Here is a 20,775-nt window from a genome sequence, read left to right as displayed (position 1 = left end):
CCTTGCAGGGTTTTAGCACCCGCACCGGGAATGGCCAGCCGCAAGGGGCTTAAATTGCTGTAATGACTTGCCGCAGGCATCAAGGGACATGCTCCAGCCGCTGGACAAACGGCGGAAAACCGGGCACTGCGTGGCCATGCCAGACCTTGCCCTTTACCAGCCGGATATCCCGCAGAACACCGGCACCATGATCCGCATGGCCGCCTGCCTTGACGTGCGCGTGCACCTGATCGAGCCAGCCGGTTTTCCCCTGTCCGGCAGCGCGCTCAAGCGGGCCGGGATGGATTATCTGGAGCGGGCCGCCCTCATCCGGCACCTCGACTGGGCCGCCTTCGAGGAAGCACGCAAGGCTGCCGGGCGGCGGCTGGTGCTGCTGACAACCAAAAGCACCCAGCCCTACACGGACTTCGCCTTCCGGCCGGACGACATGCTGCTGCTGGGCCGTGAAAGCGCAGGCGTGCCCGATGCCGTGCACGACGGCGCCGATGCGCGGATCACCATCCCGATGGCTGCGGGCATGCGCTCGCTGAATGTCGCGGTTTCCGCCGCCATGGTGCTGGGAGAGGCCCTGCGCCAGACCGGAACCTTTCCAATCCCGTCCCGTTGACCTCCGGCAGGACAGATCACCGCTTTGCAAATCGCGGCAGGGGCTTGATAAGAAGAGCCAGAATCAGCCGCCCCGGCTCAAGCGCATGGCGGCAACAGAAATGACGAAGGAGCGCCCATGACCAAGGCAGCCGAGCCCACACGCGGCGGCCCCGTGCCCGCAGATATCGAGACCAAGAAGACGGTTGCGCCCGAGTGGTTTGCCAGCCTGCGCGACCGGATCTGCCAGGCTTTCGAGGATCTGGAGGACGAGATCGGCGCGAAGGGCGGACCGCTGGCGGATCAGCCGGCCGGCCGTTTCGTCCGCACCCCATGGGAACGCACCGACAACAGCGGCGCCAAGGGCGGCGGCGGCGTCATGTCGATGATGCACGGCCGGGTGTTCGAGAAGGTGGGCGTGCATGTCTCCACCGTCCATGGTGAATTCTCGCCCGAGTTCCGGGGCCAGATCCCCGGCGCTTCGGAAGACCCGCGTTTCTGGGCGTCGGGCATCAGCCTGATCGCCCACCCGCAGAACCCGCATGTGCCGGCGGTGCACATGAACACCCGCATGGTGGTGACGACGCGCCAGTGGTTCGGCGGCGGCGCCGACCTGACGCCGGTGCTCGATGCCCGCCGCACCCAGACGGACCCGGACTCCATCGCCTTCCACAAGGCCATGGAAGAGGCCTGTGCCCCGCACAAGAACGCTGACTACCCCCGATACAAGGAGTGGTGCGATGAGTATTTCTTCCTCAAGCACCGCAACGAGCCGCGCGGCATTGGCGGCATTTTCTACGACTATCTGAACTCCGGCGACTGGGACGCGGATTTTGCCTTCACCAAGGACGTCGGCCTTGCCTTCGTCGGCATCTATCCCGAGCTGGTGCGGGTGAACTTCGAAAAGCCCTGGTCAGAGGCAGAGCGCGAGGAACAGCTGATCCGGCGCGGGCGCTATGTGGAGTACAATCTTCTCTACGACCGCGGCACGATCTTCGGCCTCAAGACCGGCGGCAACGTCGCCTCGATCCTGTCCTCCATGCCGCCCGTGGTGAAGTGGCCGTAAGGCCTCACTCCACCGGCAACGCGGCGAGAAGCTCCTCGCGGGCTGCCCGGTAGTCCGAGGCGGCCCAGAGGCGGCGCAGGTGCTCCATCGCAGAGCCCAGCGCCGGGCCTTTCGGCACGCCTGCGGTGATGAGATCATGCCCCGTCACCGGAAACACCGGAATGTCCCAGCTCCGGGCCAGCTCATGCAGGCCCGCAAAACCCGCTTCATCCCGGGCGGACGAACGGGTGCGGGCATGGGCGAGAACAAGGGCCTCTTGCGCCGTCTCCCGCCCCCAGGCCAGCATCTGCGCCTTCAGCACGGCCGCAGGATCTGAGGCCTGCAGCAGGGAAGCGGCCCCTTCGATGGCGCGGAACATCACACTCCGCTCCTGATTGGACAGGCGCCAGCGGCGGGCGATGCGCCCGGCGTCTTCGCCGACGAAACCGGTAAGGCAGGCAAGTGCCAGAATGGGCGAGCCGGCTTCCGGCAGTTCATCACTGAGAGACTTCAGCGCGGCAAGGCTGGCAAGACGGGCCACACCACCCGTCAGCAGCGGCAGGATGCCCGTCCCTTCCATGACGGCAATCACCGGGGGGCAGGCTCCGACGGCAAGGATCTTCTTCATCTCCGCGCCGATCCGCTCCGCCGAAAGCTGGGTGAGCCCGTCACGCAGCCGCACGGACGCGGACAGGCCCTCATCATCCGTCGGGCCGGCGCCATAGGTGGCATGAAAGCGGAAGAAGCGCAGGATGCGCAGATAATCCTCGCGGATACGGTCCTCCGCCCGGCCGATGAAACGCACCCGGCGGGCAAGGCAATCCTCCAGCCCGCCACCGAGCGGATCATGGATCGTGCCGTCAGCGCCGCAATAGAGCGCATTCATGGTGAAATCACGCCGGGCCGCGTCATGCGCCCAGTCCCGGCCGAAGCGCACCACCGCATGGCGGCCGAAGGTTTCCACATCCTCGCGCAGGGTGGTCACCTCAAAGGGCTCGCCGGAACTGATCACCGTCACCGTGCCATGGTCTATGCCGGTGGGAACAGCCTTCAGTCCGGCAGCTTCCGCCCGCTCCATCACCTGCTGCGGCAGGGCGGTGGTGCACATGTCCACGTCACGGATCGGCTCGCCCAGCAGCGCATTGCGCACCGCCCCGCCCACGGCCCGCACTTCGTCGCCATCCTTCTGCAGGGCATGGAAGACGCGCTGGATCGCAGCGCCGCGCAGCCATGGCACGGCAGAATCGGGGAGCTTGCGGGGCAAGGTCATGATGTCAGTCGCTTTCGGCGTCCGCGTTTCAGGCCCTATTCATAGCGGCCCGGCACCAGAACACCATCGCGGAATTCCACCGGGCGGTAGGTCTGGCCCTCATGGCCTTCCTTGAAGCTGGCCATCACCACGAAGCTGACAATGACCAGCAGCCCGCCCGCAACGGTCAGCCAGAAGATATGACCCCGGCTCCAGGCCTTGGCCGTCTCCGTTTTCTTCGAGAGCCACAGCCACAGGGCATAGACCGCGAAAGGCAGAAGGAAGAAACCGACCTGGGTGAGTGTAATGCGGAACATCAGGCATAGACCGTTTCATAAAGCGAGCGCACGATGCCGGCCGTGACACCCCAGATGTACCGGGTCTCATAAGGCATGGCATAGAAGTAGCGCGGGCGGCCCTGCCATTCACGGCTTTGGCGCTGGTGATTTTCAGGCCGCATCAGAAATCCGAGCGGCACGTCGAAGATATCCGCCACTTCGCCCGGATTGGCCGTCAGCGGCGGCAGGTCATGCACAAGGCCCACGACCGGCGTAATCCGGTAGCCGGACCCGGTCAGATAGGGCGACAGGCGGGCGAAGGGCTCGACAGCCGACGGATCCAGCCCGATTTCCTCCTGCGCCTCGCGCAGGGCAGCGGCTTCCGGGCTGCCGTCTTCCGGATCGATCTTGCCGCCGGGAAAGGCGATCTGCCCGCCATGGGCAGTGAGATGCGGCGTGCGCAGCGTGAAAAGCACCGAGGCCTCGCCCGGCTCCAGCCCCTGCAGCAAAGGCTTGGCGAGAACCGGGATCAGCACAGCCGCTTCGCGCGGATCCCCCGTCCACTTGGCATAAGGCCCAAGGTCCGGATTGAGAATATGGTCGCCCGTGTCCCGCTCAGCGGCAAATGGCAGGCGCCGCAGCGCACGGGAGCGGAAGCCTTCAAGGGAAAACAGATCGTCTGCCGCGCCTGGCGTCCGTCCGGTCCGGGACCCGATTGCGTCCATCACGCTCATGACTGGTCTGCGCCTCCCCGTTCCGTCCCGCCCAATGCCCCCTCCGGCAGAGGGAAGAACGCGCCGCCGCTCCAAACGCCCGGCAACCCGTCCTTTTCCTCGATCAGCTCCGCCAGATCATAGAGCAGCGGACGTGTCAGCCGTGCTTCCAGCCGCCCTCGCACCAGAACATAGGGCACAAGACCATCATTTTCTTCATCCAGCCGGAAACGCAGCGGATTTTCCGGCCCTGCAGCCACCACATCGCCAACATTTGACCGGAACGTGAGCGTCCGTGAGTCGCCTTGTCCGAGGCTGTGCATCTCGACAGCGAGGAACGGGGCGTCTGCGACGCGGATGCGGACCTTTTCCACAGGGGTCACAAGATAGTGACACCCGTCCTCGTCCTTCCGCAGCACCGAGGCAAACAGCTTGACCAGCGCCTCACGGCCAATAGGAGAGCCCATGTAGGACCAGGAGCCATCTTCGTGGATCGCCATGTCGATGTCGCCGCAGAATGGCGGATTCCAGCGCTCTACCGGCGGTTTCTTGCCATCACCGCCGCCCGCACGGGCAATCAGCGCCGCCAGCGCGTCAGCCGGCCGGGCCGGGCCTGCAGAAGTGGAAAACCGGGTTTCGTCTGTCATCAATCGGGCCGCTGCATCCGCCTTGCTGTTTCTGCCATGGTTCCGCCACCGGGGCGCGGTGTGATCCACACTGATCTGGAGCATCGTAGGCCTGTGCACAACCCGGCGCACGGAAAAAAGGCTTATACCGGCCCGGATAAACTGTCAGAGTGAACGGATGCAGCAGCGATCTGCCTGCCGCATCAGGCCGCCGCAAGGATGGCCGGTATATGAAAGACGGAACGCCCTCCCTTTCCCGCCGGGCAAGGACACGGACAACGGCTTGAAGAGGTTTCCATGAGCGCAATCACCACCACGCCCGCCAGCTCCGTCAACATTGTTGAGCAGGCCGAAAAGGCTGTCGCCCGCATTGGTGCGGCGCGCGCCGATGTGGCCCGGGTGATCTTCGGCCAGGAAGCCGTGGTGGACCGCGCGCTCGTCACCATTCTCGCCGGCGGCCACGGGCTGCTGGTCGGTGTGCCCGGCCTTGCCAAAACCAAGCTGGTGGAAACGCTGGGCACGGTGCTCGGCCTCAACGCCCGGCGCATCCAGTTCACCCCCGACCTGATGCCCTCCGACATTCTCGGCGCGGAAGTGATGGAACAGGCCGCCGATGGCACGCGCGGCTTCCGCTTCATCCCCGGCCCGGTTTTCGCCCAGCTGCTGATGGCCGACGAAATCAACCGCGCCAGCCCGCGCACCCAGTCTGCCCTGCTGCAGGCCATGCAGGAATATCACGTGACGGTGGCCGGCCAGCCGCATGATCTGCCCCGCCCCTTCCACGTGCTCGCCACCCAGAACCCGCTGGAGCAGGAAGGCACCTATCCGCTGCCGGAAGCCCAGCTGGACCGCTTCCTGATGCAGATCGACGTGCATTACCCGACGCTGGAAGCCGAGCGCCGCATCCTGCTGGAGACGACCGGCTCCGCCGAGGCCAAGCCCACAGCCGTGCTGAACGGGGAAGAGCTGATCGCCCTGCAGGCGCTGGTGCGTCAGATGCCGGTGGGCGAAAGCGTAGTCGATGCCATCCTGAAGCTGGTCCGCTCCGCACGCCCGGCAGAACAGGGCGAAGGCGACGATCTGTCCCGGCTGATCGCCTGGGGCCCCGGCCCGCGCGCCAGTCAGGCGCTGATGCTGACCGTCCGCGCCCGCGCCCTGATCGAGGGCCGCCTTGCGCCTTCCATCGATGATGTTCTGGCACTGGCCGAACCGGTGCTGCAGCACCGCATGGCGCTGACCTTTGCCGCCCGGGCCGATGGCCACACCGTGCGCGAGGTGATTTCCCGCCTCAAGACCCGTATCGGCTGAGCCGGGAGGACCTGAATGGCAGGCACCAGCACGGCACCGGCAGCAGACACATCACAGACCAGCGGGCTGGGGCCGGGCATGCTCGCCTCCGCCCGCACCGTGGCCGAAGCCTTGCCCGAGCTGCTCGTGGAAGCGCGCCAGGTGGGCAATACGGTTGCCACCGGCTGGCATGGCCGCCGCCGTGCAGGTCCGGGCGAAACCTTCTGGCAGTTCCGCCCCTTCTCCATGGGTGAGCCCGCGCGCCGCATCGACTGGCGCCGCTCCGCCCGTGACGAGCATCTTTATGTGCGCGAACGCGAATGGGAGGCGGCCCACACCGTGTGGCTCTGGGCCGACCTGTCGCCCTCCATGAATTTCGGCTCGAAGCTTGCTCCGGTGGTCAAGCGTGACCGGGCACTGGTGCTGATGCTGGCTCTCGCCAGCATGCTCTCCGGCAGCGGCGAGCGCGTCGGCCTGCCCGGCCTCACCCGCCCCCTCACCAGCCGCGATGCACCGGAACGCATGGCAGCAGCCCTTGCCCACGCCACCCGCACCGATGCCCTGCCGGACACCACCGCCGTGCGCCGGTTCTCCGATGTGGTGCTGATCGCCGATTTCCTTGACCCCATTGCATCAATCACCGAATGGGTGGGCCGTGTGGCCTCGACCGGCGCACGCGGGCACCTGGTGCAGATCCTCGATCCCATCGAGGAGAGCTTTCCCTTCGACGGGCGTGTGGAATTCCGCGATCCCGAAGGCGGGCTGCGGCTGACCACGGGCCGGGCCGAAGGCTGGCGCGAGGCCTATCAGGCGCGGCTTGCCGCCCGCAAGGCGCAGCTGCGCGAAATTGCCGGGCGTGCCGGGTGGAGCCACATTCTGCACCACACCGACAGGCCCGCCACCGAGCCGCTGCTGGCCCTGCATGGCCGCCTGTCCGGCCAGCCGGGCGTGATGGCCTCCGGCATGGGAGGGCGGTGATCCATGTTCGGCCTTCCCATCGGCTTTGCCTCACCGCTGATCCTCTCCGCCCTCGCTTTGCTGCCGGTGATCTGGTGGCTGCTGCGGCTCACCCCGCCGCGCCCGCGCGAGGTCACCTTCCCGCCCACCCGGCTGCTGCTGGAAATCGAGAAGCACGAGGAAACCCCGCAGAAGAGCCCTTGGTGGCTGACCGCGCTGCGTCTGCTGCTCGCCGCCCTGCTGATTTTCGCCCTCGCCGGCCCGGTCTGGCGTCCCGCAGAACGGCTGGCGCTTGAGGGCGGGCCGCTGCTGCTGGTCATCGACAATGGCTGGACCTCCGCACGGGACTGGGAGCGGCAGACCGCCACGGCCCAGCAGATCCTTGATACGGCGGCGGAAGCCGGCACGCCCGTAATGCTGCTCGCCACCGCCGAAGGCCCCAACCAGACGCTCACGCACTCCACCGCGGCTGCCGCAGGTGAGCGGCTGCGGGCGCTGGAGCCCCGCGCCTACGCCCACCAGCGCGCTGAGTTGATGACCGCCCTGCGCAAGGCCCTGCAGGACAATCCGGTTGAGCAGGCAGTGTGGATTTCGGACGGGCTGGAAGATGACGCGCCGGGCGCTTTCCAGCGTGATCTCGGGTCGATGCTGGGAGCCAAACCGCTCACCATCTACACCGGCCTCAGGACCCCCATGGGCCTTGCAGGCCTCAGCAGCAATGCCGATGCGCTGACAGTGACCGTGATACGCAAGCCCGGCGAAGGCCCGGCAACCGTCCGCGTGCGTGCCGCCGACATGCGCGGCCTGACCATCGGCGAGACGGATGCCGCCTTTGCCGACGGCGCGACGGAGACAACGGCCTCCTTCTCCCTGCCGAGCGAATTGCGCAATGACATTGCCCGGCTGGAAGTCAGCGGCGAACGCGCTTCGGGCGCAGTCAAGCTGCTGGATGACAGCTGGCGGCGGCGCACGGTTGCGCTGATTTCCGGTGCGGGTGCCGACCAGTCGCAGCCGCTGCTCTCGCCGCTCTATTACCTGCAGCGCGCCCTTGCGCCCTTTGCCGATCTCAAGACGCCGCGCACGGCAGACCTCAGCGAATCCGTTCCGGATCTGCTTGCCGAAGGCGTCTCGGTGGTGATGCTGGCCGATGTCGGCCGCCTGCCGGACAATGCCGCCGCCGAGCTTGGCCGCTGGGTGGAAGGCGGCGGGCTGCTGGTGCGCTTTGCCGGACCCAGAACCGCTGGCGGCACGGATGGCCTGCTGCCGGTGCGCCTGCGCGCCGGAGACCGCACGCTGGGCGGAAGCCTCTCCTGGGAGCAGCCGCAGAAGCTGGCGCCCTTCCCGCAGCAGTCACCCTTTGCCGGGCTCACCATCCCGGAAGAGGTGGAAGTGACCCGGCAGGTGCTGGCCGAGCCCACCGCCGATCTGCCGGACCACAGCTGGGCCATGCTCAGCGACGGTACGCCGCTGGTCACCGCCCAGTCGCGCGGCACCGGCGCCATCGTGCTGTTCCACGTCACGGCCGACACCGGCTGGTCCAACCTGCCGCTCTCCGGCGTCTATGTGGAGATGCTGCGGCGAATCGTGGCCCTGTCCAATCCGGCAGCCGCAGCCCCCTCTGCAGAGACGGAAGAAACCGGCACCAGCGCCGCGCTTGAAACCGACACCGCCGTGCGCAACGTTCTGCCGCCGCTGCGCCTGCTGGATGGCTATGGCGTTCTCTCCAGCCCGCGTGCCGATGTCTCCCCCATTGCCGTGGCTGATTTTGCCCGCACCAAGGCCAGCCGCACCACGCCGCCGGGACTTTATGGTGCAGATGACGGCTTCCGGGCGCTCAATCTTCTGGATCAGGGGGCCAAGCTCGTGCCGCTCGACATGTCCCTCTCCCCCAACGCGGAGCTTCGTCCCTATGCGGACAGTGAACCGGCAGACCTGCGGGCGCCGCTGTTCCTCTCCGCCTTCGGCCTGATGGCACTGGACGCGCTGATCGTGCTGCTGCTGGCCGGCCTCATCAGCCGCCTGCGCCTGCGCCGGATGGTCCGCACGGCAGGCGCGCTGCTGCTGGTGCCCGCCGTCGCCCTTTCGCTTGTGGCACAGCCGTCACCGGCCGGGGCGCAGGAGAGCGCTGACGATGTAAAGGCGCTGGAAGCAACGCTGGAAACACGGCTCGCCTATGTGGTGACCGGCAATGCAGAAATTGACGCGGCATCCGCCGCCGGGCTGGAAGGCCTGTCGCGCTATCTTGCCGACCGGACCGCTCTGGAACCCGGCACGCCGATGGCCGTCGATATTTCCAGGGACGAGCTGGCCTTCTACGCCCTGCTCTACTGGCCGGTCGATCCGTCCGCCGCCAAGCCCGATGAGCGCACGATGGCGCGGATCGACAGTTTCATGCGCAATGGCGGCAGCATACTCTTCGACACGCGCGACAATCTGGCCAGCTCCGCCAGCGGCTTCGGCACGACACCCGCTACGGCCAAGCTGCGCGAGATCCTTGATGGCCTCGACGTGCCGCCGCTCGAGCCCGTGCCCTTCGACCACGTGCTGACAAAGACCTTCTTCCTGCTGGAAACTTTCCCCGGCCGCTATGCCACAAGCCCGCTCTGGGTGGAGGCCAGCGAAGACGCCCCGGCAGATGACGGGCGGCCGGTGCGTGCGGGCGACGGCGTGTCGCCCATCCTCATCACCGGCAATGACATGGCCGCTGCATGGGCCGTGGATGCCAATGGCACCTATCTTTACCCCACGGTGCCGGATGATCCGCTGCAGCGCGAATATGCCTTCCGCGCCGGGGTCAACATCGTCATGTACAGCCTGACCGGCAACTACAAGGCCGATCAGGTGCATGTTCCGGCGCTGCTGGAACGGCTGGGACAGTGAGGGGAACGCGGCGATGAACTGGTCCCTCTCCTTCGCTCCCTTCCTGCCCTGGCCGGTGCTGGGCGGCGCTGCCGTGCTGGTGCTGGGCTTCCTGGTGGCAGGCCTTCTGATGCGGGTGCGCGGCACATGGCTGCGGGCGCTGGCGCTGGCCCTTGCTCTTGCCGCCCTCACCAATCCGGCGCTGGACCGGGAAGACCGGGAGCCGCTTTCAAGCGTCGTTGCGCTGGTGGTGGACAAGAGCCAGAGCCAGGCTTTGGAGAACCGTGCGGAGGCCACCGACAACGCCGCCCGCGAACTGGAAGAGCGGCTGGCTGCCCTCCCCGGCTTCGAGCTGCGCCGCATCGAGGTGAACCCCGGCACGCAGGATGACGGCACGGCGCTGTTCAGCGCCCTTTCCGGCGGCCTTTCGGATGTGCCGCCCGACCGGGTGGCCGGGGCCATCATGATCACCGATGGACAGGTGCACGACATTCCCGCCACGGCCGATGCGCTCGGCTTCAAGGCGCCGTTGCATGCGCTGGTCACCGGGCGGCCCGATGAGGGCGACCGGCGGCTGGCGCTGGTCCGCGCCCCGCGCTTCGGCCTTGTCGGATCGGAACAGACCGTCCGCGTGGAAGTGCGCGACACGGGCACGCTGGAAGGCGCCGGACAGCCTGCCACCATCCGCGTGCGCCGCGACGGGCAGCCCTTGGCCGAACTGCGGGTGCAGCCCGGCCAGACGGCTGACATTCCCGTGCAGATCACCCACGGCGGGCAGAACATCTTTGAATTCGAAACGGATACGCTTTCTGGCGAACTGACGCCGGTGAACAACCGTCTGGTGGTGACCGTCGACGGCATCCGCGAGAATCTGCGCGTGCTGCTGGTCTCCGGTTCACCCCATGCCGGAGAGCGCACCTGGCGCAACCTGCTGAAATCCGACGCCTCGGTGGATCTGGTGCATTTCACCATCCTGCGGCCGCCGGAAAAGCAGGATGGCACACCGGTCAACGAGCTGTCGCTGATCGCCTTCCCGGTGCGCGAGCTGTTCTCCGAAAAGATCGACGAGTTCGACCTGATCATCTTCGACCGCTACGTGAACCGTGGCGTGCTGCCGATGCTCTATTTCGACAACATCGCCCGCTATGTGCAGGCAGGCGGGGCGCTGCTGATCGCGGGCGGTCCCGATTATGCGGAAGCGGCCACCATCTACCGCACGCCCATGGCACCGGTCCTGCCGGCGCGGCCCACCGGCAACGTCATTGAAGGCCCGTTCTATCCGGAGGTTTCCGAGCTGGGCAGCCGTCACCCTGTGACCCGCGGCCTGCCCGGCGCCGGCGCCGAGCCGCCGCAATGGAGCCGCTGGTTCCGCGCCGTCGAGGCGGAAGTCGATGCAGGCGAACAGCTGATGACCGGCCCCAGCGACTTGCCGCTGCTCGTCCTCAGCCGTCAGGGCGAAGGCCGCGTGGCAACGCTTTTGTCCGACCACGTCTGGCTCTGGGCGCGCGGTTATGAGGGCGGCGGCCCTTATGTGCCGCTGCTCCGCCGCCTTGGCCACTGGCTGATGAAGGAGCCGGATCTGGAGGAAGAGGCGCTGCGCCTCTCCCTGCGCGGCCCGATGCTGCGGATCGAACGTCAAACACTTGGCGAAAGCGTTTCCCCGGTCACGCTGACGGACCCGTCCGGCGCGCAGCAGCAGCTTGAGCTGGCGCAGGAAGAGCCGGGCCTGTGGACCAGCGGCCAGCGTGTCACCGGCCTTGGGCTCTACACCGTCACGGATGGCGAGCGCACTGCCCTCATCCACGTCGGACCGCAGAACCCGCGCGAGTTTGCCGATGTCATCTCCACGACGGCCAAACTCGCCCCCCTTGCTTCCCAGACAGGCGGCGCGGCGGTGCGGCTGGCGGATGCGGGCGGCGACGTAAACCTGCCGCGCATCGTGCCCATGAACCGGGCCGACGGCTTCTCCGGCAGCGGCTGGATGGGGCTGAAGACATCCGAGGCAAGCGTGCTGAAGGGAATTGACCGCTATCCGGTCTTCAACGGCCTCCTCGGCCTCGCCCTTCTCCTCGGCGCCCTGTCCCTCGCCTGGTACCGCGAGGGAAGGTAAAGGGCTTGATACCAAGGCTTTTGATGCTGATGCATCACGCCTTGAAATTGCTCAAGCGCCGCACAGGCTTGTCCAACTCTCGATGAGTGATGCTCACCGGCAGTTGGCTTACGTCAGGCTGAAGGTCAGCTTCCGGCCGACAGCAGCAGCGGCCTTCAGCAGGGTGTCGAGCTGCACCCTGTCATTCGACGGATCAAGGATGCGCTCCAGCTGCGAGGCACTGGTGCGCATCCGGCGGGCCATCTCGGACTTGGTGATCTTCTGCGTCTTCATGGCGTGCAGAAGCTGGAGCGCCAGCGTGCGCTTGATCGCAACCGCCGTCACCTCTTCCAGCAGACCGTCTTCTTCGAGCAGACTGTCGAGGCTGTCTCCAAGATGCGGGTTGTCAGCGTTTATGTCCTCAATGCAAGACATGGCTCAGCACCTCTTTCATTCGACCCACTGCTACCTCCAGTTCATGCTGGGGCAAGGCCTGACTCTTTTTCAAAAACCCATGCAACAGGACCATTTGCCCGCCATTCAGCAGGAAAAGCACTCGAGCGGTCCTGCCATCAGATATGTTTGAACGAACCTCATACATGTGCCTGACGCCCTTGATGACACGGCACCTTGGCATACCAACCGGCCAGCAATACTCCAGCGTCTTGATATCCTCACCAATCGTCTGCCTGTCCTCCCGCGTCATCTCCAGAAGCCATTCCCGGACAGGCTGGCGGCCGGATTTCGACACATAGAAACGAGCTTGAAGCACTTTAACTGGCGGCTGCATCAAACTACCTCACACGGTATACCTTAAGGTGGGTTTTCTCAAGGCGGGACCCATACCGTTGTTGAAATTATATAAAATTTCAATCGATAGTTGATTTATGAAACAGGGCTCGCGCTTACCGGCCGCCGCGAACCGCGCCGGAGGGCATGGGAGCATCTGTCAGGCAAGCCACCAGCAGGCGGGCCGGATCGACCGGTCCCGGCAGGGTGATCTGCCCGAAGGGCACCGGGGCAAAGCCGAGCGGGCCGTAATAGGGAGGATCGCCCACCAGCAGCACCGCCGTCTCACCCAGCCGACGGGCTTCATCCAGCGCCGTGCGCAGCAGCAGCTTGCCAAGGCCCCGGTTCTTGTACTCGGGCGCAACGGTGAGCGGCCCCAGCAGCATGGCAGGCGTTTCGCCAATGCGGATCGGCGTCAGCCGCACGGACCCGGCGATGGACCCGTCAGCAGTGCCGACATAGCTCAGATCCGCGGAATGGGGCACGCCCTCGCGGATGCGGAAGGCCGTCCGGGCGAAACGCCCCGGACCAAAGGCTTCGGCTTGCAGGGCTTCAACGGCGGCCTCGTCGGAGGGCGCTTCAAGACGGACGAACCAGTTCTCAGTCTTCATGGCAGATGACATCTCAGGTGCATGGTATGGCGTTCTGGCGCCCTGCCCTGAAGATGCTAACGGACGAACCGGTCAGCAGCCAGATACAAGACGCGCGCGTGCGATCGGGAAAAAGTCCCGTGCGCTCCGTCGTCGTCGCTGTTCGTGGCTCGAAATCATCGTGTCTCGTCCCGTCTCCGGCGCAACTGCAGCCGGAATGGATCGCGAGTATCATGAAGCTGGCGGGCTGGTCCAGCAGTTTTTGCAAGAGCTGCCGGGAGCAGCCGGCTCACCAGTAGGCGCTGGGATGCAGCCGCCCGGAAATCTCGTCCACACGCCGCTGAGTCGCCCCGGTTATGTCCACCGGCAGCGCATTGGGCGAAAAGAACCGCGCTTCTTGGATTTCCTTGTTGGGGACGGGTGAGGAGACAGGCGGCTGCCAGACGGGGATCTCGAACAGGGCCACGTGGTCGCGGCTGGAGCCCTCACGGTTGTGATAAATCCCGAGCAGGTGCGGTTCAGCCTGGGCCACGATACCGGTCTCTTCGAAGACCTCACGCACGGCTGCCTGCTGCAGGGTCTCGCCCACATCCACACTCCCTCCCGGCAGATACCAGCCGGACATGTAGGTGTGCTTGACCAGCAGGACATAGCCATTGGCATCGCGGATGACCACGCGGACGCCGAGCGTATGCGCACTGCGGAAAAGATTGGCGGAATGAATGACGCGGCGCAGCAGAACTGGCGGCAAAATACGCAGAACCTTGTACATGCGCGGCAGTATGCTGAACATTGTGGTCAGGGCAAGCCCTTCCCCGAAAACGCGGTAAAAACCTGTTCACCTGTCATGCAGGAAACGCAGGGCAGCCCGCCACTTCCATGAGTTGTGCGCCCGCGAAGAGTGACTATATTCAGGTCATTCCGATGAAGAAATAGGCAGCCACTTGCGCAATGTCTGTGCGAGGCTCCCGCCGGAAAACCAGATGAGACCGACATGTTTACCGCCCTGTTCGCGCGCCGCACTCGCAACCGCCGCTTCGCATGGAAGCCTGCAGTTGACATGAGCAACCCGCGCATCCGCGCTGCTCTGACCACCTTCGCTGCCAACTGATACTGGCAATCTGGACCCTGCGCAGTAGGCCCTTTCAGCGGCCCGGACGCGGCACAGACCTGAAGCGAAGCCGCCGAAAGCGCCCCACCGGGGCGCTTTTTGCTTGACGGGTCAAGGCACACGGGGGAAGGAAAGGCATGTTCCGTCTTGCCCATCTTTCCGATCCGCACCTCGGCCCGCTCCCCGAGCCAGAGCTGCTGCAGCTCCTGTCCAAGCGTATTCTTGGCTATGTGAACTGGCGGCGGAACCGGAACAAGGCCATGGGCGGCGGCTATCTGGCTGGCCTTGTCGAAGACATGCTGGCCGGAGCGCCCGATCACATTGCCCTGACCGGTGATCTCGTCAACATCGCCCTTCCCCTGGAAATCGAAGCTGCCAAGGTCTGGCTGGATGCGGTGGCGCCGCCGGAACTGATGTCGCTGGTGCCGGGCAATCACGATGCCTATGTGCCGGGCGCACTGAAGTCCGCCTTCAAGGCCTGGGGCCCCTATATGACCGGCGACCATCCGGCAGAGCCGGACAGCCGCACCAGCATCAAGGCGCATTTTCCCTATTTGCGCCGCCGCGGACAGCTGGCGCTTATCGGCGTTTCAACCGCCCGCGCCAGCGCACCGGGCCTTGCCACCGGCCGCATCGGCGTGCCGCAGTCGCGCCGGCTGCAGGAGATGCTGGAGGAAACTGGCAAAGAAGGCCTGTTCCGTGTGGTGATGATTCACCACCCCCCGTTCAAGGGTGCCACACGCTGGCACAAGCGCCTGGAGGATGCCTCGCGCCTGCGCGCCGCCGTCAAGCGCTGCGGGGCAGAACTCGTGCTGCATGGCCACACCCATATCGACAGCCTGACCTCCATTGACGGCCTGAACGGCCCGGTCCCGGTCATTGGCGTGCCGTCCGCCAGCCACGCTCCCGGCGGCCGCCATCCCGGCGCCCGCTACAATCTCTTCAGCATCACCCGGGAAAACGGCAGCTGGCGCTGCCTCATGCAGGAACGCGGCTTTCTGCGCGCCGGCGAAGGCATCAGCACGATAGCAGAGCGGGAAATCGCGATTCCGGCGGGGCGGTAGTGCCGCCTTCAGACTGCGGACAAACCTGCGGCCTCTCCATCAGCCGGGCACGGCGCCTGCATGTGGTTTTGCCCCGCCCTTCAACCTCACTTAGGCGGTCGCCCCGGACGAGAGCGAAGCGGAGATCCGGGGACCACTCGTTTCCAGAGCGGTAAAAACGAGACCCGGCAAAGCTGCTTGCACGAGAAAAAATCACGCCTCTGGACCGCACCGGACAATGGCTGCTCTCTGCGAACGAGTGGGCCCCGGCTCGCGCTCCGCTTGGCCGGGGCGACGCCCCTGCGCAAAACTGGCCCCAGTCACAGCAGCAGACCGCCCCTCACAGCATCGGATAGGCAAACCAGGCGAAGGCGATCAGGCCTGCGGCTCCGGCGAGAGATCCCACGAGAAACGACAGGGCAACGGGCGCCCAGACGGATGCACCGGCAGGACGGGCTGAATTGCCTGCGATGGCTGCCTTCATGCGCTTGTCGAGCCAGTCGCCTTCCAGCGCCCGCTCCCGCTCGATGATGCGTTCCGCGATATATTCCGTCACACAGTCCGCCATGTCGTCGATATCGGCTGTCTCCAGAATGACGAGACGTCCGAGACGAGTGTCCTTCAGGAAGCGGTAGGTCTTCAGGTCGCCGGCGACAACGATATGGCTGGTCACATCGATCCACAGGCGCGGCGTCGAGCCCGGAATGATCTGGAAGGAAAACTGGTCGTCATCCTCCGGAACTTCCTTGAAGACATCCTGCAGTTCCTCGGCCAGCATCTTCAGGCGGACACGTTCGGTGTCCTGCAGATCGATGACCACATCGGCCCGCTCGGCCTCGCCAAGGCGCACCTTGCGCAGGGTTTCGCGCAGGCTGCGGACCTTGGAATGGGGCACCACGGTCGCGGCCGGTCGTGTGGTCTTCTGATCTGCCATGTGTTGTCCCGAGTCGTTTGCTGCTTTTGCCTTAAGCGGACTTTTACGGATCAGCGCCCTACTGGAAACCGGGGCAACCGGCCGGGAACCGCTCTTCCACTGGCAATGTCGCAGCTGTGGTTAACAAGTATTAATATATTCAGGTCCGCACGGCCAGACGCCGCGCTGCAAAAAACCGGAACAGCAGGATTTCACCCATGAAAGTCAATGGCATCCCCTACCGGACCATCTGGCGGAGCAAATCCGGCAAGAGTGTAACCATTCTGGACCAGACCATGTTCCCGCATGCGTTCGAAACGCGGGAACTCACCAGCGTGACGGAGGCCGCCGAAGCGATTCGCACCATGCGCGTGCGCGGCGCTCCCCTCATCGGCGCAACGGCCGCCTATGGCATGTGGCTGGCGATGCAGGCAGATCCGGGCGATGCGTCACTCGACGGGGCCGCCTCCATGCTGGTCGATACGCGGCCGACGGCCGTCAACCTCGCCTGGGCGGTTGATATCTCCCGCCGGTCTCTCATCCATCTGGCGCCGGAGTTGCGCGCCGAGAAGGCCCTGCAGGTGGCCGAGCGGATCTGCGACGAGGATGTGGCCACCAACATGGCCATCGGCCTGCATGGGCTGGACCTGATCAAGACGGCGCTCGCCCGTAAAAGCTTCGGGGAACCGGTGAACATCCTCACCCATTGCAATGCCGGCTGGCTGGCAACGGTGGACTGGGGCACGGCAACAGCCCCCATCTACATGGCGCATGATGCGGGCATTCCCGTCCACGTCTGGGTGGACGAAACCCGCCCGCGCAATCAGGGCGCCTTTCTCACCGCCTGGGAGCTGGGCAAGCACGGCGTGCCGCACACCGTCATCTGCGACAATGCAGGCGGACACCTGATGCAGCACGGCGCCGTGGACATGGTGATCGTCGGCAGCGACCGGACCACGGCCAATGGAGATGTCTGCAACAAGATCGGCACCTATCTGAAGGCGCTGGCAGCGAAGGACTGCAATGTGCCCTTTTACGTCGCCCTGCCCTCCTCCACCCTCGATTTCTCCATCAGCAACGGCCTGACGGGCATTCCCATCGAGGAACGGGATGGCAGAGAAGTGTCCACCATCGCAGGGCTTGCACTCGACGGCACCATCCGCCGCGTCTCCATCGTGGCGGAAGGCTCCGAAGTTGCAAATCCCGCCTTTGACGTTACGCCGGCGCGCCTGGTGACGGGGCTCATCACCGAGCGCGGCGTGATCGAAGCCTCGCGCCCGGCACTGGCCGCCGCCTTCTCTGACAAGATCAGGCACTGAAGCCGGAGTCAGTCCGCTAGGCGCCCCAGCACCGGCACATGCGGAGCGGCGGTTTCGGGCAGGTGACCCGCAAGACGCGGATCATCAATCACCTCAACCGCCCGCTTGTACGGCCGGAAGCCGCTCGCCTGATAGAAGCCGAGCGCCACCGGGCTGTCGCCGGTGCAGGTGTGGACGAAGAAGCGCTTCGTCTGCGGCCGCGACCAGGCGCGCCACAGCGCTTCCTGCATCAGCCAGCGGCCAAGCCCCTGCCCCGTGACCTCCCGCGTCAGCCCGAAGAAGGACAGTTCAACGTCCTGCGGATCGGCAAAGTCCAGTTCCAGCAGCCCGGCATCCACTCCGTCCTTGCGGACAATCCAGACCTCACGCGAGGGTTCGCAGAGAATTGCGGCCAGCTTCTCGCGCGGCATGATGAGCCGGGAGAACCAGAGCCATTCCTCGCCCACCTTGCGGAAGAGCTTGAGGAAACCATCCAGATCGGCCGCCTGAAACCGCTCCAGCGACACACCGGCAGGCGCCTTTGGTGCGGCGAGCCCTGCAGGCGCTCCGGTCATCTCCAGAAAGGTGACCACCAGCGCGATCTTGCTTTCGGGCAGGTCGGTGTAGCCGTTCATGTTGAGTGGGGTCATCAGAAGGTCCTTGTCGCGGCAGGCATCATGGCGCCCCCGTGCCAGCTGGTGCAGCGCTGCATCAGCCGGCACGGGGGAGAGAAGCGGCATGGTGTCGGGGAAAAACGAGCCGGATGCAAGACCTGCCTGCGCTCTGTTCGCAGCTGTCATAACGGTATTGTGAAAGGACGGAAATCAGGCAATTCGCGGCAGGTTTACCTTTCGTTAACCATATGCGCCAAGACTGTTCCCATGTCTAAGATCGGAAACAACCCCAACCGCAACGACAAAAAGCCCAGTCTCAAAGACTACAATGACGCATGGGCAACAGTGCGCAGGCGCGCCGTTCAACGGACAATCAATCTCAACGCCCAGCTCAATCAGGCCTTCTTTGAGATCAACACCGGTGTCGTGCAGCAACAGGCGTCCAACGCCATTCGCGGCAACAACGTCAGCGCTGCCACAGCCATGTCACGGCTGAATATTCTGGTGTGATGACACGCACAAAGCCGGAGACTTTCACCTCTCCGGCTTTGCCTCAGATTGACCCGACTGTCTTCAGCTTCGCCCGGGGATGAACCTCGTTCTGGCTCATCACCGTTGTATGCGCCCGGAAGCGTTCAACGATGGAACGCACAAAGGGCCGTGTCTGCGGTGAGGTCAGCAGAACCGGGACCTCGCCCTGGGTGGCCGCCTGCTCAAAGGCATCACGCACGAGGGTCACGAACTCCTGCAGCTTCGAGGGCTGCATGGCGAGCTGACGGTCTTCACCTTCCCCGACGATCGCTTCCAGGAACGACTGCTCCCAGCGCGGGCTCAGCGCAATCAGCGGCAGATAGCCGCCGGGCGCCATGTTGGCCGCGCAGAGCTGGCGCGCCAGCCGGCTGCGCACGTGTTCGGCAATCGTGTTGGTGTTGCGGGTAAAGCCAACCGCCTCCGCAATGCCTTCCAGAATGGTGCCCAGATCGCGCACGGAAACACGCTCGCCCAGCAGGGTCTGCAGCACGCGCTGCACGCCCGACACGTTGATCTGCGACGGGATGAGATCGTCCACCAGCTTGGCCTGATCGCCCTTCATCTCCTTCAGGAGCTTCTGCACATCGGCATAGGTCAGCAGTTCCGCCACATTGCCCTTGATCGTCTCGGTCAGATGGGTCGAGAGCACGGTCGCCGGGTCCACCACCGTATAGCCGCGCAGCGAGGCATCCTCACGGTAGGCAGCCTCCACCCAGGTGGCTGGCAGACCAAAGGTCGGTTCGATCGTGTGCGTGCCCGGCAGCTTCACCTGACCACCGGCCGGATCCATGACCATGTAGCGGTTGGGATAGAGCGAGCCCTTGCCCGCATCCACTTCCTTGACCTTGATGACATAATCATTCGCACCAAGCTGAATGTTGTCGAGGATGCGCACGGGCGGCATGATGATGCCCATGTCCGCCGCAATCTGACGGCGTAGAGCCTTGATCTGCTCGGTCAGCTGATCGCCGCCGCCGCTTTCCTTGCCATTGATCAGGGGCAGCAGGGCGTAGCCCAGCTCGATACGCAACTCATCCATCTTGAGGGCATCGGTGATCGGCGGCTCCGGAGGCGGCTTCGGCGCTTCCTCGATCACCTTCTTGGCGACTTCCGCTGCCGCTTTCTGCTGTTTCACATTTCCGGTCTTGAAGGCCAGCCAGCCAGCCAGCGCCGCCAGCGAGACGAAGGGGATCATCGGCATGCCCGGCAGGAAGGCCAGCGTCAGCATGACGGCGGAGGACATGCCCAGCGCCTTCGGATAGCCGGTAAACTGGGCCACCATGGCCTTGTCGGCCGAACCGACCACACCCGCCTTGGACACCAGAATACCGGCAGCGGTCGAGACGATCAGCGCCGGGATCTGCGATACCAGCCCGTCGCCCACCGTCAGCAGGGTGTAGTTCTGCGCAGCCTCGCCGAAACTCAGCTTCATCTGCGCCACGCCGATGATGATCCCGGCAATCACGTTGATGAAGGTGATCAGCAGACCGGCGATCGCATCACCGCGCACGAATTTGGACGCACCGTCCATGGCACCGAAGAAGGTGGATTCTTCTTCCAGCTGCTTGCGGCGGCGGCGGGCCTCGCCCTCGTCGATCAGGCCGGCCGACAGGTCGGCGTCGATCGCCATCTGCTTGCCGGGCATGGCATCCAGGGTGAAACGCGCCGCCACTTCCGCGATACGGCCCGAACCCTTGGTGATGACGATGAAGTTCACGATCACCAGAATGGCAAAGACGATGATGCCGATGACGAAATTGCCACCCATCACGAAGTTGCCGAAGGACTGAATCACATGTCCGGCCGCAGCTGTGCCCTCATGGCCGTTGGCGAGGATCAGGCGCGTTGAGGCAAGGTTGAGCGCCAGCCGCAGCATGGTGGCGATCAGCAGAACCGTCGGAAAGGACGAGAATTCCAGCGGCTGCTGGATAAACAGGCCGGTCATCAGGATCATCACCGAAAAGATGATCGAGATGGCCAGGAACATGTCCAGCATGACCGAGGGCATCGGCACGATGAGCAGGACGAGAATGACCATCACGCCGATGGCAAGGCCCAGATCGCCCTGCCTCAGCGCACGCCAGATATCGCCCAGACTCGGCATCGCGGCGCCAGTCCCCGGTCCGCGCCCTCCGGGCGGCGGCGGTGCGCCGGTGCCATTTGCTGATGCTTCACTCATGCAGCGTCCTCAAAAATCT

General features: G+C 65.1%; 20 protein-coding genes. 9 read left to right on the top strand and 11 right to left on the bottom strand.

The window, feature by feature from the left end; translation table 11 throughout:
* Nucleotides 1–136: 136 nt before the first annotated feature.
* A complete protein-coding gene (locus tag AC0CMF_RS11010; RefSeq protein ID WP_374629892.1) occupies nt 137–607 on the top strand; it encodes a tRNA (cytidine(34)-2'-O)-methyltransferase in 471 nt (156 codons plus the stop codon).
* A gap of 117 nt (nt 608–724) precedes the next feature.
* Nucleotides 725–1,651, top strand: coding sequence for an oxygen-dependent coproporphyrinogen oxidase (hemF, locus tag AC0CMF_RS11005; RefSeq protein ID WP_374629891.1), 927 nt, complete (start codon nt 725–727; stop codon nt 1,649–1,651).
* 4 nt (nt 1,652–1,655) lie between these two features.
* On the opposite strand, the gene AC0CMF_RS11000 is transcribed toward hemF, so the two are convergent.
* Genes AC0CMF_RS11000 through AC0CMF_RS10985 form a run of 4 tightly spaced genes read right to left on the bottom strand, consistent with a single transcriptional unit; the run spans nt 1,656 to nt 4,517 of the window.
* Nucleotides 1,656–2,900 (bottom strand): CCA tRNA nucleotidyltransferase, encoded by a 1,245-nt coding sequence (locus AC0CMF_RS11000; protein WP_374629890.1) that lies wholly within the window; start codon nt 2,898–2,900, stop codon nt 1,656–1,658.
* 35 nt (nt 2,901–2,935) lie between these two features.
* Entirely contained in the window at nt 2,936–3,196 is a 261-nt protein-coding gene (locus AC0CMF_RS10995; RefSeq protein ID WP_050474966.1) for a DUF6111 family protein, read from the bottom strand.
* Nucleotides 3,196–3,882: a CoA pyrophosphatase gene (locus AC0CMF_RS10990; RefSeq protein WP_374629936.1), complete on the bottom strand. Its 687-nt coding sequence runs from the start codon at nt 3,880–3,882 to the stop codon at nt 3,196–3,198. The genes AC0CMF_RS10995 and AC0CMF_RS10990 overlap by 1 nt, the downstream gene beginning before the upstream one ends.
* 5 nt (nt 3,883–3,887) lie before the next feature.
* Nucleotides 3,888–4,517: a DUF1285 domain-containing protein gene (locus AC0CMF_RS10985; RefSeq protein WP_374629889.1), complete on the bottom strand. Its 630-nt coding sequence runs from the start codon at nt 4,515–4,517 to the stop codon at nt 3,888–3,890.
* Nucleotides 4,518–4,793: 276 nt separating this feature from the next.
* Here AC0CMF_RS10985 and AC0CMF_RS10980 point away from each other — a divergent pair, with 276 nt between their 5' ends.
* The 4 genes from AC0CMF_RS10980 to AC0CMF_RS10965 all read left to right on the top strand — a co-directional run bounded on the left by AC0CMF_RS10980 (nt 4,794) and on the right by AC0CMF_RS10965 (nt 11,709).
* A complete protein-coding gene (locus AC0CMF_RS10980) occupies nt 4,794–5,804 on the top strand; it encodes an AAA family ATPase (RefSeq protein ID WP_050474963.1) in 1,011 nt (336 codons plus the stop codon).
* A 78-nt stretch (nt 5,805–5,882) separates the two neighbouring features.
* Nucleotides 5,883–6,761: a DUF58 domain-containing protein gene (locus AC0CMF_RS10975; protein WP_374629935.1), complete on the top strand. Its 879-nt coding sequence runs from the start codon at nt 5,883–5,885 to the stop codon at nt 6,759–6,761.
* 3 nt (nt 6,762–6,764) lie between these two features.
* Nucleotides 6,765–9,620, top strand: a complete 2,856-nt coding sequence (locus AC0CMF_RS10970; RefSeq protein WP_374629888.1) for a DUF4159 domain-containing protein — start codon at nt 6,765–6,767, stop codon at nt 9,618–9,620.
* 13 nt (nt 9,621–9,633) lie between these two features.
* Complete coding sequence (locus AC0CMF_RS10965) at nt 9,634–11,709, top strand: hypothetical protein (RefSeq protein WP_374629887.1); 2,076 nt, start codon at nt 9,634–9,636, stop codon at nt 11,707–11,709.
* Nucleotides 11,710–11,817: 108 nt separating this feature from the next.
* On the opposite strand, the gene AC0CMF_RS10960 is transcribed toward AC0CMF_RS10965, so the two are convergent.
* From AC0CMF_RS10960 to AC0CMF_RS10945, 4 genes are all read right to left on the bottom strand, one after another.
* Complete coding sequence (locus tag AC0CMF_RS10960; protein WP_122520607.1) at nt 11,818–12,123, bottom strand: helix-turn-helix domain-containing protein; 306 nt, start codon at nt 12,121–12,123, stop codon at nt 11,818–11,820.
* Nucleotides 12,110–12,478 carry a type II toxin-antitoxin system RelE/ParE family toxin gene (locus AC0CMF_RS10955; protein ID WP_374629886.1) on the bottom strand — a complete coding sequence of 123 codons (369 nt, stop codon included), beginning with the start codon at nt 12,476–12,478 and terminating at the stop codon, nt 12,110–12,112. The genes AC0CMF_RS10960 and AC0CMF_RS10955 overlap by 14 nt, the downstream gene beginning before the upstream one ends.
* 115 nt (nt 12,479–12,593) lie before the next feature.
* On the bottom strand, nt 12,594–13,088 hold the full coding sequence (locus AC0CMF_RS10950) for a GNAT family N-acetyltransferase (RefSeq protein ID WP_019963908.1): 495 nt from the start codon (nt 13,086–13,088) through the stop codon (nt 12,594–12,596).
* Nucleotides 13,089–13,356: 268 nt separating this feature from the next.
* The gene (locus tag AC0CMF_RS10945; RefSeq protein WP_374629885.1) at nt 13,357–13,839 is read right to left on the bottom strand and encodes an NUDIX domain-containing protein; all 483 of its coding nucleotides are present in this window, start codon (nt 13,837–13,839) and stop codon (nt 13,357–13,359) included.
* A 476-nt stretch (nt 13,840–14,315) separates the two neighbouring features.
* Here AC0CMF_RS10945 and AC0CMF_RS10940 point away from each other — a divergent pair, with 476 nt between their 5' ends.
* Nucleotides 14,316–15,242, top strand: a complete 927-nt coding sequence (locus AC0CMF_RS10940) for a metallophosphoesterase family protein (RefSeq protein WP_374629619.1) — start codon at nt 14,316–14,318, stop codon at nt 15,240–15,242.
* Between the two features lie 319 nt (nt 15,243–15,561).
* On the opposite strand, the gene AC0CMF_RS10935 is transcribed toward AC0CMF_RS10940, so the two are convergent.
* Nucleotides 15,562–16,155 (bottom strand): hypothetical protein, encoded by a 594-nt coding sequence (locus AC0CMF_RS10935; RefSeq protein ID WP_050474957.1) that lies wholly within the window; start codon nt 16,153–16,155, stop codon nt 15,562–15,564.
* A gap of 197 nt (nt 16,156–16,352) precedes the next feature.
* Between AC0CMF_RS10935 and mtnA the strand changes: the two genes are divergently transcribed.
* On the top strand, nt 16,353–17,453 hold the full coding sequence (mtnA, locus tag AC0CMF_RS10930; RefSeq protein WP_186415650.1) for an S-methyl-5-thioribose-1-phosphate isomerase: 1,101 nt from the start codon (nt 16,353–16,355) through the stop codon (nt 17,451–17,453).
* Nucleotides 17,454–17,461: 8 nt separating this feature from the next.
* On the opposite strand, the gene AC0CMF_RS10925 is transcribed toward mtnA, so the two are convergent.
* Nucleotides 17,462–18,232, bottom strand: a complete 771-nt coding sequence (locus AC0CMF_RS10925; RefSeq protein ID WP_348771012.1) for a GNAT family N-acetyltransferase — start codon at nt 18,230–18,232, stop codon at nt 17,462–17,464.
* 81 nt (nt 18,233–18,313) lie between these two features.
* On the opposite strand from AC0CMF_RS10925, the gene AC0CMF_RS10920 reads away from it, so the two are divergent.
* Nucleotides 18,314–18,556: a hypothetical protein gene (locus AC0CMF_RS10920; RefSeq protein ID WP_050474954.1), complete on the top strand. Its 243-nt coding sequence runs from the start codon at nt 18,314–18,316 to the stop codon at nt 18,554–18,556.
* 43 nt (nt 18,557–18,599) lie between these two features.
* Here AC0CMF_RS10920 and flhA read toward each other — a convergent pair whose 3' ends face one another.
* Nucleotides 18,600–20,756 (bottom strand): flagellar biosynthesis protein FlhA, encoded by a 2,157-nt coding sequence (gene flhA / locus AC0CMF_RS10915; RefSeq protein ID WP_374629618.1) that lies wholly within the window; start codon nt 20,754–20,756, stop codon nt 18,600–18,602.
* Nucleotides 20,757–20,775: the final 19 nt, after the last annotated feature.

The sequence above is a fragment of the Pannonibacter sp. CBAS1226 genome, assembly GCF_055685825.1.
This window is presented reverse-complemented; position numbering and strand designations above follow the sequence as displayed.

Bases quoted from the DNA above. Each gene is read 5' to 3' on its own strand.
- AC0CMF_RS11010 (WP_374629892.1), top strand. From the start codon at position 137: ATGCCAGACCTTGCCCTTTACCAGCCGGATATCCCGCAGAACACCGGC.
- hemF (WP_374629891.1), top strand. From the start codon at position 725: ATGACCAAGGCAGCCGAGCCCACACGCGGCGGCCCCGTGCCCGCAGAT.
- AC0CMF_RS11000 (WP_374629890.1), bottom strand. From the start codon at position 2,900: ATGACCTTGCCCCGCAAGCTCCCCGATTCTGCCGTGCCATGGCTGCGC.
- AC0CMF_RS10995 (WP_050474966.1), bottom strand. From the start codon at position 3,196: ATGTTCCGCATTACACTCACCCAGGTCGGTTTCTTCCTTCTGCCTTTC.
- AC0CMF_RS10990 (WP_374629936.1), bottom strand. From the start codon at position 3,882: ATGGACGCAATCGGGTCCCGGACCGGACGGACGCCAGGCGCGGCAGAC.
- AC0CMF_RS10985 (WP_374629889.1), bottom strand. From the start codon at position 4,517: ATGACAGACGAAACCCGGTTTTCCACTTCTGCAGGCCCGGCCCGGCCG.
- AC0CMF_RS10980 (WP_050474963.1), top strand. From the start codon at position 4,794: ATGAGCGCAATCACCACCACGCCCGCCAGCTCCGTCAACATTGTTGAG.
- AC0CMF_RS10975 (WP_374629935.1), top strand. From the start codon at position 5,883: ATGCTCGCCTCCGCCCGCACCGTGGCCGAAGCCTTGCCCGAGCTGCTC.
- AC0CMF_RS10970 (WP_374629888.1), top strand. From the start codon at position 6,765: ATGTTCGGCCTTCCCATCGGCTTTGCCTCACCGCTGATCCTCTCCGCC.
- AC0CMF_RS10965 (WP_374629887.1), top strand. From the start codon at position 9,634: ATGAACTGGTCCCTCTCCTTCGCTCCCTTCCTGCCCTGGCCGGTGCTG.
- AC0CMF_RS10960 (WP_122520607.1), bottom strand. From the start codon at position 12,123: ATGTCTTGCATTGAGGACATAAACGCTGACAACCCGCATCTTGGAGAC.
- AC0CMF_RS10955 (WP_374629886.1), bottom strand. From the start codon at position 12,478: ATGCAGCCGCCAGTTAAAGTGCTTCAAGCTCGTTTCTATGTGTCGAAA.
- AC0CMF_RS10950 (WP_019963908.1), bottom strand. From the start codon at position 13,088: ATGAAGACTGAGAACTGGTTCGTCCGTCTTGAAGCGCCCTCCGACGAG.
- AC0CMF_RS10945 (WP_374629885.1), bottom strand. From the start codon at position 13,839: ATGTACAAGGTTCTGCGTATTTTGCCGCCAGTTCTGCTGCGCCGCGTC.
- AC0CMF_RS10940 (WP_374629619.1), top strand. From the start codon at position 14,316: ATGTTCCGTCTTGCCCATCTTTCCGATCCGCACCTCGGCCCGCTCCCC.
- AC0CMF_RS10935 (WP_050474957.1), bottom strand. From the start codon at position 16,155: ATGGCAGATCAGAAGACCACACGACCGGCCGCGACCGTGGTGCCCCAT.
- mtnA (WP_186415650.1), top strand. From the start codon at position 16,353: ATGAAAGTCAATGGCATCCCCTACCGGACCATCTGGCGGAGCAAATCC.
- AC0CMF_RS10925 (WP_348771012.1), bottom strand. From the start codon at position 18,232: ATGACAGCTGCGAACAGAGCGCAGGCAGGTCTTGCATCCGGCTCGTTT.
- AC0CMF_RS10920 (WP_050474954.1), top strand. From the start codon at position 18,314: ATGTCTAAGATCGGAAACAACCCCAACCGCAACGACAAAAAGCCCAGT.
- flhA (WP_374629618.1), bottom strand. From the start codon at position 20,756: ATGAGTGAAGCATCAGCAAATGGCACCGGCGCACCGCCGCCGCCCGGA.